The sequence below is a fragment of the Gryllotalpicola daejeonensis genome (genome assembly GCF_039538145.1).
Taxonomy (GTDB): Bacteria; Actinomycetota; Actinomycetes; order Actinomycetales; family Microbacteriaceae; genus Gryllotalpicola; species Gryllotalpicola daejeonensis.
The window spans coordinates 2,638,494-2,653,809 of the sequence record NZ_BAABBV010000001.1 but is presented as its reverse complement, the minus strand read 5'-3'; the positions used below and the strand labels follow the sequence as shown (position 1 = coordinate 2,653,809).

Annotated in this window: 18 protein-coding genes and 1 tRNA gene; 4 read left to right on the top strand and 15 right to left on the bottom strand. The window is 69.4% G+C overall.

Annotated features, from left to right (window positions below; all coding sequences use genetic code 11):
• Positions 1-378: 378 nt before the first annotated feature.
• From ABD736_RS12860 to ABD736_RS12825, 8 genes are all read right to left on the bottom strand, one after another.
• On the bottom strand, positions 379-1,812 hold the full coding sequence (locus ABD736_RS12860; RefSeq protein WP_344792176.1) for a gamma-aminobutyraldehyde dehydrogenase: 1,434 nt from the start codon (positions 1,810-1,812) through the stop codon (positions 379-381).
• 106 nt (positions 1,813-1,918) lie between these two features.
• Positions 1,919-2,608 (bottom strand): 50S ribosomal protein L1, encoded by a 690-nt coding sequence (gene rplA, locus ABD736_RS12855; RefSeq protein WP_344792175.1) that lies wholly within the window; start codon positions 2,606-2,608, stop codon positions 1,919-1,921.
• A gap of 76 nt (positions 2,609-2,684) precedes the next feature.
• On the bottom strand, positions 2,685-3,116 hold the full coding sequence (gene rplK / locus ABD736_RS12850) for a 50S ribosomal protein L11 (RefSeq protein WP_120789538.1): 432 nt from the start codon (positions 3,114-3,116) through the stop codon (positions 2,685-2,687).
• Between the two features lie 117 nt (positions 3,117-3,233).
• The gene (gene nusG / locus ABD736_RS12845) at positions 3,234-4,172 is read right to left on the bottom strand and encodes a transcription termination/antitermination protein NusG (RefSeq protein WP_344792174.1); all 939 of its coding nucleotides are present in this window, start codon (positions 4,170-4,172) and stop codon (positions 3,234-3,236) included.
• A gap of 65 nt (positions 4,173-4,237) precedes the next feature.
• A complete protein-coding gene (gene secE, locus ABD736_RS12840) occupies positions 4,238-4,516 on the bottom strand; it encodes a preprotein translocase subunit SecE (RefSeq protein WP_344792173.1) in 279 nt (92 codons plus the stop codon).
• A 41-nt stretch (positions 4,517-4,557) separates the two neighbouring features.
• Positions 4,558-4,630, bottom strand: a tRNA-Trp gene (locus ABD736_RS12835).
• 130 nt (positions 4,631-4,760) lie between these two features.
• A complete protein-coding gene (locus tag ABD736_RS12830; RefSeq protein ID WP_344792172.1) occupies positions 4,761-5,417 on the bottom strand; it encodes a response regulator in 657 nt (218 codons plus the stop codon).
• The gene (locus tag ABD736_RS12825; RefSeq protein ID WP_344792171.1) at positions 5,414-6,421 is read right to left on the bottom strand and encodes an ATP-binding protein; all 1,008 of its coding nucleotides are present in this window, start codon (positions 6,419-6,421) and stop codon (positions 5,414-5,416) included. Before ABD736_RS12825 ends, ABD736_RS12830 begins: the two co-directional genes overlap by 4 nt.
• Before the next feature lie 114 nt (positions 6,422-6,535).
• On the opposite strand from ABD736_RS12825, the gene ABD736_RS12820 reads away from it, so the two are divergent.
• Together ABD736_RS12820 and ABD736_RS12815 are read left to right on the top strand one after the other, a co-directional pair.
• Positions 6,536-8,173, top strand: coding sequence for a PspC domain-containing protein (locus tag ABD736_RS12820; RefSeq protein ID WP_344792170.1), 1,638 nt, complete (start codon positions 6,536-6,538; stop codon positions 8,171-8,173).
• Between the two features lie 12 nt (positions 8,174-8,185).
• A complete protein-coding gene (locus ABD736_RS12815) occupies positions 8,186-8,629 on the top strand; it encodes a hypothetical protein (protein WP_344792169.1) in 444 nt (147 codons plus the stop codon).
• Between the two features lie 76 nt (positions 8,630-8,705).
• Here the strand turns inward: ABD736_RS12815 and ABD736_RS12810 are convergent, their stop codons facing one another.
• The 6 genes from ABD736_RS12810 to bla are packed head-to-tail and all read right to left on the bottom strand — an operon-like array spanning position 8,706 to position 12,728.
• Complete coding sequence (locus ABD736_RS12810; RefSeq protein WP_344792168.1) at positions 8,706-8,870, bottom strand: hypothetical protein; 165 nt, start codon at positions 8,868-8,870, stop codon at positions 8,706-8,708.
• Between the two features lie 7 nt (positions 8,871-8,877).
• On the bottom strand, positions 8,878-9,951 hold the full coding sequence (locus ABD736_RS12805) for a UDP-N-acetylmuramate dehydrogenase (protein WP_344792167.1): 1,074 nt from the start codon (positions 9,949-9,951) through the stop codon (positions 8,878-8,880).
• Positions 9,948-10,367, bottom strand: coding sequence for a MaoC family dehydratase (locus tag ABD736_RS12800; RefSeq protein ID WP_344792166.1), 420 nt, complete (start codon positions 10,365-10,367; stop codon positions 9,948-9,950). Before ABD736_RS12800 ends, ABD736_RS12805 begins: the two co-directional genes overlap by 4 nt.
• 5 nt (positions 10,368-10,372) lie before the next feature.
• The gene (locus tag ABD736_RS12795; RefSeq protein WP_344792165.1) at positions 10,373-10,819 is read right to left on the bottom strand and encodes an FAS1-like dehydratase domain-containing protein; all 447 of its coding nucleotides are present in this window, start codon (positions 10,817-10,819) and stop codon (positions 10,373-10,375) included.
• A 47-nt stretch (positions 10,820-10,866) separates the two neighbouring features.
• A complete protein-coding gene (locus ABD736_RS12790; protein WP_344792164.1) occupies positions 10,867-11,826 on the bottom strand; it encodes a hypothetical protein in 960 nt (319 codons plus the stop codon).
• The gene (gene bla, locus ABD736_RS12785; protein WP_344792163.1) at positions 11,823-12,728 is read right to left on the bottom strand and encodes a class A beta-lactamase; all 906 of its coding nucleotides are present in this window, start codon (positions 12,726-12,728) and stop codon (positions 11,823-11,825) included. The genes ABD736_RS12790 and bla overlap by 4 nt, the downstream gene beginning before the upstream one ends.
• 102 nt (positions 12,729-12,830) lie before the next feature.
• On the opposite strand from bla, the gene ABD736_RS12780 reads away from it, so the two are divergent.
• Both ABD736_RS12780 and ABD736_RS12775 read left to right on the top strand, forming a co-directional pair.
• Entirely contained in the window at positions 12,831-13,712 is an 882-nt protein-coding gene (locus ABD736_RS12780) for a LysR family transcriptional regulator (RefSeq protein WP_344792162.1), read from the top strand.
• Entirely contained in the window at positions 13,709-14,629 is a 921-nt protein-coding gene (locus ABD736_RS12775; protein WP_344792161.1) for a serine hydrolase, read from the top strand. The genes ABD736_RS12780 and ABD736_RS12775 overlap by 4 nt, the downstream gene beginning before the upstream one ends.
• A 30-nt stretch (positions 14,630-14,659) precedes the next feature.
• Here ABD736_RS12775 and ABD736_RS12770 read toward each other — a convergent pair whose 3' ends face one another.
• Positions 14,660-15,307: a response regulator transcription factor gene (locus ABD736_RS12770; protein ID WP_344792254.1), complete on the bottom strand. Its 648-nt coding sequence runs from the start codon at positions 15,305-15,307 to the stop codon at positions 14,660-14,662.
• Between the last annotated feature and the right edge of the window lie 9 nt (positions 15,308-15,316).

The following is a 15,316-nucleotide window of genomic DNA, read 5'->3' as shown; positions in this document are numbered from 1 at the left end:
AAAACTGACATTCAAATAATCAAATAAACCAAAAGGAATCCCATGCCCAACCAAAAAGGCCAGACACCGGGGTATTGGCATTGACAATGTGCACGCTGTTGAGTTCTCAAGGACCGTACGCACCCGGATTCGGCCGACCGAAATCTCGGCCGGATTCACTCCGGGGCAACTTGTCTATCTTAGCAGTTCGTGGCTCTCGCACCAAATCGGTGCGGGCTCCGAATGCCGGAAGATCATCTCCTCTTGAGGCCGGCGAGCTGATCCGCTCAGCCGCACCTTTGGGGTGATGAGTATTACTTTAGGAGCCATTCGCGGAGGGCCACAAATCGCCCCTGCATGCCGGGCGTGTCGCCCGGAATTCCGCGGGAGTTCACCCGATCACTGTCCGATGAACGACATGACGTGCTTGATGCGGGTGTAGTCCTCGAACCCGTACTGGGAGAGGTCCTTGCCGTAGCCGGAGTGCTTGAAGCCACCGTGGGGCATCTCTGCGACCAACGGGATGTGGGTGTTGATCCACACGCAGCCGAAGTCGAGCTTCTTGGCCATGCGCATCGCTCTGCCGTGGTCCTTCGTCCAGACGGAGGAGGCAAGGCCGTACTGCACGTCATTGGCCCACCCGATCGCCTGCGCTTCGTCCGCGAACTTCTGCACCGTGATCACGGGACCGAACACCTCGTTCTGGATGATCTCGTCGGCCTGCTCGAGATTGCCGACGACCGTGGCCTCGTGGAAATAGCCGACCTCGGCGGCGCGATGGCCGCCGACGGCGATCTCTGCGCGGTCAGGCAGCCGGCCGAGGAATCCCTCGACCCGTTCGAGCTGGGCGGCGCTCGAGAGCGCGCCGAAGAGGATGTCGTCGCGATCGGGGGTTCCGGTCAGCGCGTTGGCCGCCGTGTATTCGGCGAGGGCGGCGAGGAACTCATCGTGGATGCCGGACTGGACGAGCACCCGCGTCGCGGCGGTGCAGTCCTGACCGGCGTTGTAGAAGCCGGCAGTCGCGATTCCCTCAACGGCGCGTTCGAGATCGGCGTCGTCGAACACGACGACCGGAGCTTTGCCGCCGAGCTCGAGGTGCACCCGCTTGAGGTCGTGAGCCGCCGATCCCGCGACTTCCGTCCCGGCGCGCACGGAGCCGGTGATGGAGACCATCTGCGGGATCGGATCGGCGATGAGCGCGCGACCGGTGTCCCGGTCGCCGGTGACCACATTCAGCGCACCCGCGGGCAGGAACTCCGCAGCGATCTCGGCGAGCAGCAGCGACGTGGCCGGCGTCGTGTCCGACGGCTTGAGCACCACGGTGTTGCCTGCTGCCAGCGCTGGAGCGATCTTCCAGATCGCCATCATGTAGGGGTAGTTCCACGGCGTCACCTGGCCGATGACGCCGATCGGCTCGCGGCGCACGAAGCTGGTGTGGTCGGCGAGGTATTCCGCAGCAGCGCGTCCCTCAAGGTTTCGCGCAGCCCCCGCGAAGAACCGCAGCTGATCGACGCCGACGAGGATCTCGTCCGGCACGACTCCGCCGTGCGGCTTTCCGGTGTTCTCGACCTCGAGCTCAGCCAGTTCATCGGCGCGCGCCTCGACGGCGTCTGCGATGCGGAAGAGAGCGAGTTGGCGCTCTGACGGCGTCGCCCCACTCCACTCCTCGAACGCGGAGGCCGCCGCTTCGTAGGCGCGGTGCACATCGGCATCCGTCGACTTCGCGCTCGTGGCGAAGACCTGCTCTGTCGCGGGATTCACGAGATCGAGCCGGTCTTCGCCCGTCGACTCGACGTACTCGCCTGCGATGAAATTGCGGAGCTCGCGTGCCATGGGTCGAGGCTACAAGCGACGGCGCGCGCTGGCGATGGCCAGTTGCACGCCCCTGGTACGACGAAGGGCCCGCCGAATGGCGGGCCCTTCGAGAGACGTCTGCTGCTTAGAGCGCGTTGACGTCGAGCGGGATGCCGGGGCCGAAGGTCGTCGAGACGGCGCCCTTCTGGATGTAGCGGCCCTTGGCCGAGGCCGGCTTGAGGCGCTGGACCTCGTCGACGGCGGCCTGGAAGTTGGCGGCGAGCTGCTCGGCGGAGAAGCCGGCCTTGCCCACGACGAAGTGCACGTTCGCGTGCTTGTCGACGCGGAACTCGATCTTGCCGCCCTTGATCTCCTCGACGGCCTTCGCCGGGTTCGGGGTCACGGTGCCGGTCTTCGGGTTCGGCATGAGGCCGCGCGGGCCGAGGACCTTACCGAGACGGCCGACCTTGCCCATGAGCTCGGGCGTCGCAACCGCGGAGTCGAAGGAGGTGTAGCCACCCGCGACCTTCTCGATCAGCTCGTCGCCGCCGACCTCGTCGGCACCGGCCGCAAGAGCCGCCTCAGCAGCAGGACCGGTTGCGAAGACGATGACGCGAGCGGTCTTGCCCGTGCCGTGGGGAAGGATGACGGTGCCGCGGACCATCTGGTCGGCCTTGCGGGGGTCGACGCCGAGCTTCAGCGCGACCTCGACGGTCGAGTTGAACTTGGTCGAGCCGGTCTCCTTCGCGAGGGAGACGGCTTCGGCCGGCGTGTAGTACTTGCCGGCCTCGATCTTCTCGGCCGCGGCCCGGTAGGCCTTGGACTTCTGTGCCATGTCTGGTTCTCCTTGAGAGAGGGTGGTCGTCGCGCCTGGCCGGCGCTGCCACGAAAAGTTGTGTGGTCTGCGGCGCTTACGCGTCGACGGTGATGCCCATGGAGCGGGCGGTGCCGGCGATGATCTTCTCGGCGGCGTCGAGGTCGTTCGCGTTCAGGTCGACGAGCTTCTCCTGTGCGATGGCACGGACCTGCTCGCGCGTGATCTTGCCCACCTTGTTGGTGTGGGGCACGCCGGAGCCCTTGGGAACGCCCGCGGCCTTCTTGATCAGCTCAGCGGCCGGCGGGGTCTTGAGGACGAACGTGAACGAACGGTCCTCGTAGACGGTGATCTCGACCGGGATGACGTTGCCGCGCTGCGCCTCGGTGGCAGCGTTGTACGCCTTGCAGAACTCCATGATGTTGACGCCGTGCTGACCGAGCGCGGGGCCGATCGGGGGCGCCGGGTTCGCGGCGCCGGCCTTGATCTGAAGCTTGATCAGACCAGTGACCTTCTTCTTGGGAGCCATTGGTTTCCTTCTTTCTGTTCGAGTGCGCTGGCTGCTCAGGAGCAGAGCGCGCGCTCTCCCGCGCGGCGGACGCCGGCGGTGGACCGTGGAATCTTAGTTGACGAAGCTGGGCGCTTCTTACAGCTTGGTGACCTGGTCGAAGCTGAGCTCGACCGGGGTCTCGCGCTCGAACAGCGAGACGAGAACCGTGAGCTTGCCGCTCTGGGTGTTGATCTCGCTGATGGAGCCGGGCAGACCCGCGAACGAGCCTTCCTTGATGGTGATCGTCTCGCCGATCTCGAAGTCGACCTCGGCGGGGATCGCGCGCGCCGCAGCCTTCTGGCCCTTGGCGCCCGCGCGGCCGGCCGGAGCCGCCTCGACCTGGACGAGGCTCTTGAGCATCTCGAAGGCCTCGTTGAAGCGCAGCGGCGTCGGGTTGTGAGCGTTGCCGACGAATCCGGTCACACCGGGCGTGTGGCGCACGACCGACCAGCTGTCCTCGTTCAGCTCCATGCGGACCAGGACGTAGCCGGGGATGCGCACGCGGGTGACCATCTTGCGCTGGCCGTTCTTGATTTCGACCACGTCTTCCATCGGGACCTCGATCTGGAAGATGTAGTCCTGCATGTCCATGGACTGGATGCGGTTCTCGAGGTTCGACTTCACGCGACGCTCGAAGCCGGCGTAGGAGTGGATGACGTACCACTTGCCGGGCTTCATGCGCAGCTCGTTCTTGAACGCCTCGTACGGGTCGATCTCGGCCTCGGCCGCGGCCTCGTCGTCGGCGTCTTCGAGCGCGTTGACGACGGCCTCTGCATCTTCAGAGGTCGGCACCTCGAGCGCCTCGTCGACGACCTGGTCGGCCTCGGGGTCGTTGGCCTCGGCGATCGCGTCGAGGACGGCGTCGAGGTCGACGGACTCGCCGTCGTTGCCACTCACGTGCAGGGCGCGGTGCTCAGCGGCATCCACATCGGCCTCATCGACCGCGTTGATGCTGCCCGTCTGCGCCTCGTCGTCTTCAGCCGACTGCTCTGCGGCGGTCGCCCAATCGACGTCTTCGCGCTCACTCTTAGCCACTGCTCACCAATCCATTTCTGTAACTCGGCCTGCTTGCTTCAGCCGGCAGACCGCCTCGCCCGTGATCAGGAACCCGAGCCTGAACCGAAGGCCAGCAGCACGAGCCAGCCGAACAGCTGGTCGAGGCCGAACACCAGCGCCATCATGATGATCACGAAGATCAGCACGACGCCGGTGTAGCTGAACAGTTCGCCACGGGTCGGGGTGACGACCTTGCGCAGCTCGCCCACCACCTGGCGGAAGAACAGAGCGACGCGCGCGAAGGGGTTACGGCGCTCAGCGCGCTGTCTCTTCGCGATCGCTACGACGTCCTCGCTGGGCTCGTCGATGACTTTTCGGGCCACTCAGCTCACCTTTCACGGGCCGACGCAAGAGCGCCGGCTTGCAGGGCGGACAGGACTCGAACCTGCAACCTGCGGTTTTGGAGACCGCTGCTCTACCAATTGAGCCACCGCCCTATGGGCTGAAATCTGGGCACGGGAAAGCTTGGCAGATTTCAACTACCTCGGACAGTTTAGGCGAGCGGGAAGAGGGGCGCAAAACGGGGCGGGATGCCGCGCGCGCCGCATCCTCGCGGCGAGTAGGCGATCACAGCAGCCTGCGCTCGAGCGCCCACGCGGTGAGCTCGTGGCGTGAGGAGAGCTGGAGCTTCCGCAGCACAGCCGAGACGTGGGTCTCGACGGTCTTGATCGAGATGTAGAGCTCTGCCGCGACCTCTTTGTAGGCGTAGCCGCGCGCGATGAGCCGCATGACCTCGCGCTCGCGGGCGGAGAGGCGGTCGAGCTCCTCGTCGGTCTGGGCCTGCTCGCCGGCGGCCGCCCCGAACGCGTCGAGGACGAAACCGGCGAGGCGGGGCGAGAACACCGCGTCGCCGCCTGCGACGGTCGCGACGGCTCGACTGACTTCGGCGCCTGAGCTGCCCTTGGTGATGTAGCCCCTCGCGCCCGCGCGGATGACGCCGACCACGTCTTCGGCGGAGTCGCTGACGCTGAGAGCGAGGAAGCGAGTGCTCGGCGCCGCGGGTGCCGCACGGCGGATGACCTCTGCACCACCGCCGCCCTGGCCGCCCGGGAGGTGCACGTCGAGGAGGACCACCTGCGGCTGGTGCTCGGTGACTGCGGCGATCGCGGAGTCGACGTCGCCCGCCTCGCCGACGACGTGCACCGAATCGTCGAGGTCGGCGCGCAAGCCGGATCGGAAGATCGAGTGGTCGTCGACGACCACGACGGTGACCGGTTCGCTCACTGCTCGTCCCTTCTGGCCGTCTCGAAGTGCAGATGCACCTCGGTGCCCTCGCCACCCGCGCCGCGGCCGACGGCACCCGTGCCGCCCGCCCGGCGCATGCGGCCGATGATCGACTCTCGCACTCCGAGGCGGTGCTCGGGAACCTGCGCGGGGTCGAATCCGGGGCCGCGGTCGCGGATGAAGACGTCGACGCCCGTCGCGGCGCTCTCGATGTAGACGGAGACGTCTCCACCGGCGTGCCTCGCGGCGTTCAGCATTGCCTCACGGGCGGCCGCGGCCAGCTCTCCGCTGGAGCGCTCGGTGCTCTGGCCCACCGCGACCACGTCGAAGCGCACGGGATAGTCCAACTCGAGGCCGGCGGCGTAGTCCTTGAGGTCGGTCGCGAGGTCGCTGTCTGCCGCGCCGACGCCGGCATAGAGCCACTCGCGCAGTTCGCGCTCCTGGGCGCGGGCGATGCGGGCCACCTCGCTTGAGGCGCCCGCACGGTTCTGGATGAGTGCGAGGGTCTGCAGCACCGAGTCGTGCAGGTGTGCGGCCATCTCTGCGCGCTCCTCTTCCCGCACGCGCTTCGTGCGCTCGGCGATGAGCTCGTGCCAGAGGCGGATCGCCCACGGGCCGAAGACGCCGACCGCGGCGAGGAACAGCGCGAGGGTGAAGAAGAGACCGGCCATCACGCCACCGGTGCGCTCCCAGAGCAGGAGCACGAAGACGGCGAACACGAGGCAGGCGACCACGCCGACCCAGCGCAGGGGGATGCGGTGCCTCACCGGGGCTGCCGCGGCACCGGCATCCACCACCGCTTCTTCGACCGGCACGGTCGCCCAGAGCCACGCGTAGAACAGGACGCCGGCACCGCCCAGCAGGGTCGTCGCCGCGAACAGCCAGCGCACCGTACCGACCGACCACCCGAGGTGCCGGGCGAGTGCGACGCTCACGCCCCCGACGACGCAGTCGCGCGGCCGCAGCAGCGGCACGCGCCGGGGCGCGGCGGGAACGGAGCTCATGCAGGAATCAAACCATCGCCGGGGCCACCCTGACCGCCCGATCGCGCGCTTTTCAGGGTGCGGTCAGGGCACCCCCTCATGGTGCGCCGACGAGGCGGGCGGGACCATCGAAGTGTGACGAACCAGACCTCGACCCCCACTTCACCGGACGCACAGCGGCCGGGATCCAACCGCTTCTTCACGTGGCTGCGCAGCCTCGGCGTGGTGCGTGCGGACGGCTGGATCGGCGGCGTGTGCGGCGGCATCGCCCTGCGCACCGGCCTCGACCCCCTGATCGTGCGCGGCATCGCCGTCGTGATCGCGATTCTCGGCGGCCCGGCCCTGTTCTTCTATGCGGCCGCCTGGCTGCTGCTGCCGGACACCCACGGCGAGATCCACCTCGAGCGGATGCTGCGCGGGATCTTCGACGCGCCGCTGATCGCCATCGGCATCCTCGTCGTGCTGACCTTCATCCCGTTCACGCAGGGGCTGTGGTGGCTCGGCGGGAACGTAGTCGGCTCGGCCTGGTGGATTGCGGCCCCCGCCACGGTGCTGCGCGTGCTCTGGAACCTCGCCATCATCGGCGCGATCGTGTGGTTCGTCGTCTGGCTGGTGCGGCGAGTGCGCGAGACACCCGCAGGCGAGCGGCCGAAGTGGGCGCAGTGGGCGCCGGAGCGGCCGGGAAGCGGCGCGTCCGCGAGCGGCTCGTCGGTGCCGTTCGCCGCCACGGCCGCAGCGGCAGGTGCCGCGGCGCGACCGTTCGCGACGAGCTCCTCTGACGGCGCGGCCTCGGCACAGGCATCCGATCAGCCCGCTCCCGACGCTCCCCCGGCGGCGCCGTCTGCGCCCGGGGCCGGCGCCACCAAAGACGACCTCGGCGAGTGGCGCGAGCGGTATGCGCAGTGGCGCGAGCAGCACCAGGCCTGGCAGGAGCAGCAGCGCGCGCAGCTGCGCTCGGCACGCGACGTGCGCAGCGCCGAGATGCGCGCCAGGACCCAGGAGATGACGGCACGACTCGAGCAGCAGCGGCTCGCGCGCCGCGCCGCGAACCCGCGTCTGGCCGGCTGGGGGGTCGCGCTCGTTCTCGGAGTCGCGCTCATCGGCGGCGGAATCGCAGGCATCGTCACCGCGGGCGACGCGGAACTCGGGCGGTACGCCGCGCCGATCGGCATGGCGGTCGCGCTCATGGTGATCGGCCTCGGCATGGTCGTCGCCGGCGCGGCCCGCCGCCGCAGCGGCACACTGGCGTTCTTCGCGATCGCGACGCTGGTCATCGGCGTCGGGTCGTTCGGGTGGCCCGTGCATGACGCCCCGGTCGGATTCACGCGGATCCAGGCCGACCGCGACGTGCGATTCACGCAGTTCGCGGGGCAGATCGAAGTCGACGCCGCCGCGGCCGACCTGGGTTCCAAGGGCACGCGGGAGATCAAGCTCGACCAGACCTTCGGCGCGGTCGCGCTCTACCTCGGCGACGACGTGGACGCCCGCGTCACTGTGACGAGCCGGGATTCGCAGGTGCACCGCTTCGTGCGCGACGGCGACACGCTGTCTGCTCAGTCGGGTGCGCACGTCGGTGCATCGGGTGGCCGCGCCGATGAGCGCAGCTGGACATATGGAAGCGGATCGCCCGACCTCGTCATCGACGTGACGCAGGGGCACGGCGGTGTCTACATCTATCAGGGCGGCGGGGCGCCGAACAGCGGGATCCGACAGGACAGCCTCTCCGGCGATCTCGGCGACTACATCGACGCCGCCATCGACGATCTCGACTGAGGAAACAGGACCATGAGCGACGAGAAGAACGAACAGAAGACGGCGAAGCTCGAGGAGCTGTTCGAGAGCGAGCGAGCGGATGCCGCGCCCGGCGGCGCCGCGACGACGGAGTCAACTGCAACTGAGGCGACGCCGACAGGAGCGGCTGCGAGTGCTCCGACCGCGGCACTCGGCGAAGCGGAGCCCGCCTGGCTCGGCTCGTGGGGCACGCAGCGCCCGGTGCGGACCACCCCCCGCGTGCGCTGGGCCGGCATCATCTGGGGCCTCGTGTTCGCGGCGGCCGGCTGGTTCACCATCTGGACGCTGCTGGCCGAAGAGCGCCGGGCCGCGTTCAGCGCCTGGGTGCTGTCGCTCGACGACGGCGGCTGGGCCATCGCCGGGGCGCTCGCCCTCGGCGCGCTGCTGCTGATCATCGGGCTGACGCAGGGACTGAAGGCGGCGACTCGCCCGCGTTGATGCGTTGAGAGATAAGCGGATGCCTGACGCCGCGCCCGCGGGTCAGGCATCCGCTTCTCGTGTCATGTCACGTTCCCTATGCGTCGCGGCGGAACGTGCGCGTTCCGACCCACAGTCCGGCGATGACGAAGACGACCGCCCAGAAGAGCGCCCACATCGTCGGCCCCGTGAGGATGTCGCCGGCGAAGGAGGTGCGCAGCCCGTTGACGATGTACTTCGTCGGGATGACCCGAAATCGCAAGAGCCTGCTACAGAATGACCGGCTCTGGCTGCAGGTTGATGCCGAAGTCGTTCGAGACGCGTGCCTGGATGAAGGTCGCGAGCTGCACGATCTCGGCCGCGGTCGCTCCCCCGCGGTTGGTCAGGGCGAGCGTGTGCTTACTCGACACCGCGGCGCGGGAGCCGGGCAGAGCGAAGCCGCGGGCGATGCCGCTGTGCTCGATGAGCCAGGCGGCGCTCAGCTTCACGAGCACCGGGCCGTCGTCGGGCTGGTCTGCCACGGGCCAGCGCGGGCCGTCGCCGGGAAGGTCGCGGGCGAACGACTCGGGGACGATCGGGTTCGTGAAGAACGACCCGGCACTTGCGGTGTCGGGATCGGCGGAGTCGAGGACCATGCCCTTCGAGCGGCGCAGGGCGAGGACCGCCTCGCGCGCCGCGGAGAGCGGCACTCGCGCACCGAGCTCGACGCCGAGCGCTGTCGCGAGTTGGGCGTAGGCGACGGGGGCGCCGGAGGCTGAGGCATCCGTGCCCGCCTGCGTCAGCGTGAGCTCGACGGCCGTGATCAATCCCTGATAGCCGTGCTTGAAGATCGAGTCGCGATAGCCGAGCTTCAGCTCTGATGCCTCGAGCCGGCGCACCTCGAGGGACTCGGCGTCGAGCACGTCGATCGCGACGAGAGCGCTGCCGACCTCTTGCCCGTAGGCGCCCACGTTCTGCACGGGCACCGCCCCGGTGGAGCCGGGGATGCCGCTGAGCGCCTCGATGCCGGCCCAGCCGTGCGCGACCGCGTGGGCGACGACGTCGTCCCACGGCTCGCCCGCCTGGATGCGCAGGCGCACCTCGCCCTCATGCTCGGACGGGAGCGTCTCGATGCCGCGGGTAACGACGTGCAGCACGGTTCCCGGGAAGCCGTCATCGGGGGCGACGGTGTTCGAGCCGCCGCCGAGGATCAGCCACGGTTCGTCCTGCGACCACAGCTCGCTCGCCGCCTTGACGAGCTCGACCTCGGTCGTCGGGGCGATGAGCGCCTGGGGAACCCCGCCGACGCGCAGGGTCGTCAGCTCGGACAGAGCGGGGATCGCGGTCACGGTGGTGTCGCTCACAGCCGGACGAGGACCTGCGCCTTGCCGAGCACCGTCTGCTCGCCCACCGACACGGTGAGGTCGATGCGCGCCTGGCCGGCCTCTGCGTCGAGCTTGCCGACCTTCGCGACGACGAGGACCTCGGCGCCGGCCTGGGGGTCGACGACGACGGGGCGGGTGAAGCGCACCTGGTAGTCGAGGATGCGGCCGGGGTCACCCAGCCAGTCGGAGACGGGCTGAACGGCCAGGCCCATGGTGAGCATGCCATGCGCGAGAACGCCGGGCAGGCCGACAGAGGCCGCCACGTCGTCGCGGTAGTGGATCGGGTTGAAGTCGCCCGAGGCGCCCGCGTAGCGCACGAGCGAGTCGCGTGTCAGCGGGAAGGCGGCCTCGGCGACGACGTCGCCGACCGCGAGGATGTCGATGCTGCCGGTCATGTCGGTCAGTCCTCCGCTCGCACGACGAGGGTCGAGATCGCGGTGACGACGTGCTCGCCGGCGGCGTCGGTCACCACGGTGTCGGCCGTCACCATCGAGTTGCCGCCGAGCGTCTTGACGCTCGCCACGGTGAGCTGCCCGGTGAGCTCGTCGCCCGCGACGATCGGCCGGGTGTAGCTGAAGCGCTGGTCGCCGTGCACGACGCGGCTGAAGTCGATGCCGGCGTCGGGCTCGGCGAGCAGCTGGTCGAGCGTCAGCTGCTGGATGACAATGGGGAACGTCGGCGGGGCGACCACGTCGGCGTAGCCCGCGGCCTGCGCCGCCGCCGGGTCGAGGTTGACCGGGTTGGTGGCGAACACGGCTCGGGAGAACTCGCGGATCTTCTCGCGGCCCACCAGATAAGGCGCGGTCGGCTGGAGCGCGCGGCCCACGATGTCGGGATTGATCGGCACCCGCAAAGCCTAGCCGTGCGCTCTAGGAAGAACCCCGGCGGCCCGCCTCAGGGCGAGGCCGGGGGTCGTGCTCTGCGCACCAGCCTCGCGCCGACCGCGCCCGCGACCGCGACCACCACCGCAGCCCCGAGCAACGGGAGCGACCACCCTGCGGGGCCGAGCAGCATGCGGAACAGCCCCCAGCCATAGTCGGCGAGCTCTCGCGGATCGTGCACGAGTGCCCGGCTGCCCGCGACCGCGCTCACGGTCTCAAGCAGCGCGGGCACGAGCCACAGAACGGCGAGGCACACCGCGGCGGCCACGATGCGGCGCACGCCACGGACACCGCACCAGCAGATCGCGAGGCCCACGCCGATCGGGGGGACCCAGGTGATGGGGTCGAGCCACGCTGCCGGTCGGGTGGGCTCGATCACCGCCGTCGCCTGGACCAGCTCACGCACCCACGGCCCGAGCAGAACCGCGACGATACTCAGCGCGACGGCCGCCGCAGGAACGCGCGCGCGGGCCACCACGACGTACACAGCGAGTGCGAACAGGACGACGACGATCGCCACCCCGATGAGGCCAGCGAGGTAGAGCTGCGACGCGCCGGACAGCGGCCGGGCGTCCTCATCGCCGAGTACCCCGCGCCACCCGGGGAGATCGCGCTGCAGGCCGCTCGCGACCGTCAGGCCTGTCTGGATGATGGCCGCGATGTAGAGCACCGCGAGCATTGCACCGGCCACGCCGGCCAATGGCGCGTGCCGGTCGAGGACACGTGCGAGCAGGCGCACGGAGAGACCCGCGAGACCCGCGCCGACGATGATGATGGATGCCTGGAAGACGAGGCTGTACTGCGAGAACGGCAGCATCGTGTGAGGCATCTGCGCAGGAGGCGTCTCGGACGCCCACAGGTTCTGGAGCGGCAGACGCGCGCCGGTGAGCAGCCAGGGCAGCCCCCCGAGCACGGCTGCGGCGAGCGCGACGGCGACCGCTGTCACGATTCCCCGCGCCCCGGAGACGCTCACGCGAGGGCTTCCAGAACGACGGCGGCCGTGCGCGCGACGACGTCGTTGTTGCCCGTGGCATCGCGATGCGCGGAGCGTGTCATGATCGCGACGCTGATTGTGGACTCGGGTGCGAACACGACACCGACGTCGTTGACCACTCCGTAATCCCCCGCGCCCGTCTTGTCTGCCAGTTCGGCATGGGCGGGCAGAACAGCGCCGATCCGCTTCGCCGAGGTGGTGTTGCGCAGCATCCACTCGAGCAATCGTGCCCGACCCAGCTGATCGAGTGCGTCGCCGATAAGCAACGCGCGATAGAGGCCATCGAGATCCGCGGGCGTACTGGTGTCACGCAGGTCGCCGGGGACGGCGGCGTTGAGCTGCGGTTCCCAGCGATCGAGCCTCGTCTGTGCCGCGCCGAGGCTGCGGGCGAAGGAGGTGATCGCCGCGGGACCACCGACGCGTTTGAGGAGCAAGTTGCCCGCCGTATTGTCGCTGTAGCGCAGGGCGGCATCCGCGAGCTCTGAATAGGTCATGGTCCGGTCGGGATCGCGCGAGGTAATGGGCGAGTTCTCGACGATGTCGGCGGCCGTGAAGGCGACCGGGGTCTGCCAGAACCGGTCGTTGTAGGAGTTCTCTTTGAGGAGAGCGCCGACGGCGAGCACCTTGAAGGTCGAGCAGAGCGGGAACCTCTCGGCCGGCCGGAAGAACACCGACCGCCCGACGGCATTCGTCGCGTGCACGCCGATCGTGACGCCCGCCTCCTTCTCAAGCCCGAGCAGACTGTCACGGATGCCCTCCGACGCGCCACCGCCGTCGACGTCAGCCGCCGCTGCGGTCGGGGTGCAGCCGGTCAGCCCCGCCACCAGCGCCGCCGATCCGGCGAGACCGAGGCCGAGAAGCCCGCGGCGATCAAGGGTCATGAGTCCTCGTGAAGATGTCATGCGCCCACCCTGCGTTCACCTAATTCATGCAGACAAAGACCGAATATTGATATTTGATGTCGATTCTGCATAACTGAGTGAATGGACGTCACCGCGGCAGTTCGGCTGTTCGCCGCAGTGGCACGGCGCGGCAGCTTCTCGGCGGGGGCCGCCGAGTGCGGAATCCCACAACCCGTCGCGAGTCGGCGGATCGCCGCGCTTGAGGCGCGATGGGGAGACCGGCTCTTCGACAGGACTACGCGGCAGGTCGGATTGACCGAGTTCGGCAAGGCGATGCTGCCGGTCGCCGCGCGGCTCGTCTCGGCCGTGGACGACCTCGACGCTGTCGCTGAGTCGGCTCGAGTGGCGACGGTGAGCATCGCCGTCCCACACGAGGTGGCGCCCGCGGAGCTCGCGCGAGCGGTCGCGCGCGCGGAAACCGCGGGGCTGCGGATCGCCCCGATCGGGGCCGGTCGCGCCGAGCGAGACGATCTACTGCGCATCGGCGGCGTCGCGGCCGCGGTCGTCACCGCGGTACAGGCGCCCGACTGGTCCGTTCCGCTGGGGGTCGGCGGCGCAGACCTGACACCGACGCATCCGGCACGGCTCTCTCCGCTGCGCCCGCACCGCAGCGAAGCCCCGGCCGAGTGGACGCGGGTGCACGTGCAGCCGGAGGACGACCTTGACGCGTTGGGTGGGGAACTGCGGAAGCATGCGGTGAACGCGGGACTCAGTCCGGCGCAGATCGTCGTCACGCGGTCCGCCGCGGTCGCAGCCGCCGACGCGCTCGTGAGCAGCGCGCTCGTGCTGTGCAGCCGCGCGGAGGCCACCCGCTGGGGCCTCGGCTGGGCGCCGATCCACGACCTGGCGCTAGCCAGGGATCATCGCCTGGAGGCGCGGGACCGCGCCGTGCGGGATCGGGTCATCGCAGCGTGCGCCGAAGAGATCGGCCGCGCACTCGGGGTGGAAACGGAGCACAGATGACGACGGGGTTCAGTAATGCGACCGGAAGTGCGATCGCCCGCGCTCAAGCTTCGCTCGCCGCAGCCGGCCTGCGCGGGGCCGCCCTCGTTCGCAACGTCGACACGGGGGCGGAGATCGGCTTCGATATCGATGTCCTGTTTCCGATGGCATCGCTCGTCAAGGTCCCGCTCGTCGCCACCGTCCTCGACGAGGCCGCCCGGGGGCGCCTGGATCTCACCCGGCGCGTGCGCATCGACGACGACAACCGTGCACCCGGATGGACAGGGATCAGCCGGTTCACCCAGCCGGTCGACATCGCCCTCAGCGATCTGCTCTACCTGAGCATCGCCGCGAGCGACAACGCCGCAGCCGAGCTCCTGCACGAGGTCGCGCCCGCAGCGATCGTGAACCGCTGGCTCGGGGACGTCGGTGTCGCCGGAATCGTCGTGCGGCACCCGATCGGCGAGCTCTACAAGACGCTCGCGGATCGCGTGAGCGACTCGGATGCCCGCCTGGTGCATGAGCTCGTCGTCGCCGCCGACCTGTCGGGGAGCGCGCAGGTGCTCCCTCAACTCGACGTCGCCGCGGCGAATGTGTGCAGCGCCCGCGCTTTCGCGGATCTGCTGACGTCGCTGTGGGCAGGCGGCATCGAGGAGACCGTGGCGGCACCGGTGCGTGAGCTGCTCGGCGCCAATATGTTCCAGCAGCGCCTGGCGCCCGAGTTCACGTCGGAGTCGTCGACGTGGTCGTCCAAGACCGGCAGCTTCCTGCACCTGCGGCACGAAGCCGGTGTCGTGCAGCACCGTTCGGGCGAGCGCTACGCGGTCGTCGTCCTAGCCCGAGGGAGCACGTCGGGCGCGTTCCACCCGACCGCGGACCAGGCGATGGGCCGGGCGGCCCGTGAGCTGCACGACGCGCTGCTGCACGGCGGCCTGTAGCGCCGGCGTAAGCGTGGGCTCGAGCGCGGCTCAGCCGTGCGCGCGTTCGAGCCAGGTGAGCACGGCGAGCACCCGGCGATGGGCGGCGGCCGACTCGTCGAGACCGAGCTTCAGGAAGATCGACGTCACGTTCTTCTCGACCGCGCCGACGCCGATCGTGAGCGCGCGGGCGATCGCCGAGTTCGACCGGCCCTCGGCCATCAGCTGCAGCACCTCGCCCTCGCGCGCGGTGAGCGCGGCGAGCGGGTCGCGGCGCGCGCCGATCAGCTGCCTGACCACCTCGGGGTCGAGCACGGTGCCGCCCTGCGAGATGCGCTCGATCGCGTCATCGAGCTCGTCGAGGGAGGCCACGCGGTCTTTCAGCAGGTAGCCGACGCGGCCGGAGCCGCTTGCGAGCAGTTCCTGTGCATAGACCAGCTCGACGTACTGAGACAGGAGCAGGATGCCGAGGGCCGGATGCCTGCGGCGGAGCTCGATCGCGGCGCGCACCCCCTCGTCGCGGAACCCCGGAGGCATCCGGATGTCGACGAGGGCCAGGTCAGGCGCGAGCTCGGCGACGCCCGCGGTGAGGGCGTCGGCGTCGCCGAAGGCGCCGACGACCTCGTGCCCCGCCTCGCCAAGGACTCTGACGAGCCCCTCACGAAGCAGGACCGAGTCGTCGGCGACGACCACGCGCAATCCCACGCC